Origin of the sequence: Streptomyces sp. NPDC048473 (genome assembly GCF_043200155.1) — a bacterium.
In the GTDB taxonomy this organism is placed as follows: Bacteria; Actinomycetota; Actinomycetes; order Streptomycetales; family Streptomycetaceae; genus Streptomyces.
On sequence record NZ_JBICXE010000173.1, the window covers coordinates 1 to 1751 of the forward strand.

Below are 1751 nucleotides of genomic sequence, written 5' to 3' on the forward strand. Positions count from 1 at the left end.
AATTTCTTGATCATTGCCCTTGGCGCCACCAGCGGGGGCGGGGTAATTCGTTCTCGTCGAGGTACTGCTGGAACGCCGTCGGTGAGCGGGGGCGGTAGGTGGAGTCTGCCGGTTCCTGGGTGCTGAGGCGTTCGATGTTGACGGCGATCGCGGTCAGGACGTGCTGGACGTGGGCCTTGGACACGCCGTGGTAGCGGCAGCGGCGCATCCGGTGGCCGTTGACCAGCTCGTTCATGGTGCCCTCGATGCCGGAGCGTGAGGCGTAGAGCCGCTGCCACTGCGGGTCCTGCTGGTCGGAGCGGTTCCGGGCCTGGAGTTCGTGGAGGTGTTGGGGGAGGAAGTTCACGGTCCGTGCCGCCCCGGAGGTGCACGAGGACTTTTCGGGGCACGGCCCGCACTGCCGCTTGTCGAACCGGACCACCGTGAAAGGGGCCATCGCCGGAAGCTCGTTCCAGTTGCCGCTGACCTGGCCGTTGGGGCAGGTGACCTCGCGGTGGTCGAAGTCGATGATGAAGTTCTCCCGGGCGAACCCGTCGCCGGTCTTGCGCTGCCGGGAGTTGTTGGTCCTGAGCGGGCCGACCATGGTGACGCGGTGGGTGCGGGCGGCGGCGTCATGGAGGACGACGGAGGTGTAGCCGGTGTCGACGAGGTGCTCGGCGGGCAGCAGGCGGCGGCGCTTGAGTCGGGTGTGGATGCCGGGCAAGGCCACGCTGTCGCCGGTGGGGACGGTGGTGGCCACGTCCGTGATGACGTTGATGCTGTCTTCGTCGCAGGTCTCGGTGGCATGCGCGAGATAGCCGACCCAGGTCCGGTGCCCGCGGCGCGTGTAGCGGGCCTCGGGGTCGTAGGGCGACTCCAGGCGCCGGCCGGTTGGCGGCAGACCGTCCTTCTCGGCCCGCGGACGCAGTCGGCCGGGGCAACGATGAGGAAGTGCTGCACCATGATCTGACGCAGCGCCTCCGTCGCGGGCCCCGGCGCCGTGTCCGGGCGGCGGCTGCGGACGCGCTCGAGGAGGTCGGCGGCATCGTTGCCGGCCTGGTTGAGCCGGGCGGCCGGATGGCTGGGCTGGCTGACCAGGCGGACCTGCCGCCCGTAGCGCAGGGCCCAGTCCTCGTCCACCAGGCCGTCGAGGAGCTCCGGGGTGGTGCGGGCGCACTCCTCCAGGGCGGCGCGGACCGTCTCCAACACCAGTTCCAGCCTGGTCAGTTCGCGCACGGCGGCCCGCAGGTAGGTGGAGTCGGTACGCTGCCGCCCCCGCGCCTTGACCAGCCCCGCTTCCCTGAGCCGGGCCAGCGCGAGGTCCAGAAGGGCATCGGCGCGGTCGTCCTGGGCCAGCCGGTCGCGGAAGTCGGACAGCACGCTGTGATGGAAGCCGGGATCGTCCAGCTCGAGCGCGAGGGCGTACTTGAAGTCGATCCGGCAGCGCACCGCCTCGGCCGCCTGCCGGTCGGAGAGGTTCAGCAGGAACTGCAGCACGCTCACCGTGGCGAGCTGGGCCGGTGACAGGCCGGGCCGCCCGTCCCGGGGGTACCAGGCGTCGAAGTCCTCGTCGTGCCACAGGCCGTCCAGCCGGTCCCGTACCCACATCGCGGTCGTGTCCCGGGGATTGCTCGCCCGGGCCACCCGCGCTGTCGAGGACGGAACGTGCTCACCAGAACGGGGACGGAACACCGGCTCACCTCATGTTCAGCAGTCGACCTTCGGAACCAAGCCGAGCCTGCCCGACGACCATGCCCTTCCGCCCAGGAACC

The 1751-nt window shown here is 70.5% G+C and carries 1 protein-coding gene and 1 pseudogene; both read right to left on the reverse strand.

The window, feature by feature from the left end; translation table 11 throughout:
* Nucleotides 1-10: 10 nt before the first annotated feature.
* Complete coding sequence (locus ACGFU7_RS48030; RefSeq protein ID WP_393705128.1) at nt 11-1156, reverse strand: transposase; 1146 nt, start codon at nt 1154-1156, stop codon at nt 11-13.
* 206 nt (nt 1157-1362) lie between these two features.
* Nucleotides 1363-1587, reverse strand: a pseudogene (locus tag ACGFU7_RS48035) (transposase); the annotation flags it as partial.
* Between the last annotated feature and the right edge of the window lie 164 nt (nt 1588-1751).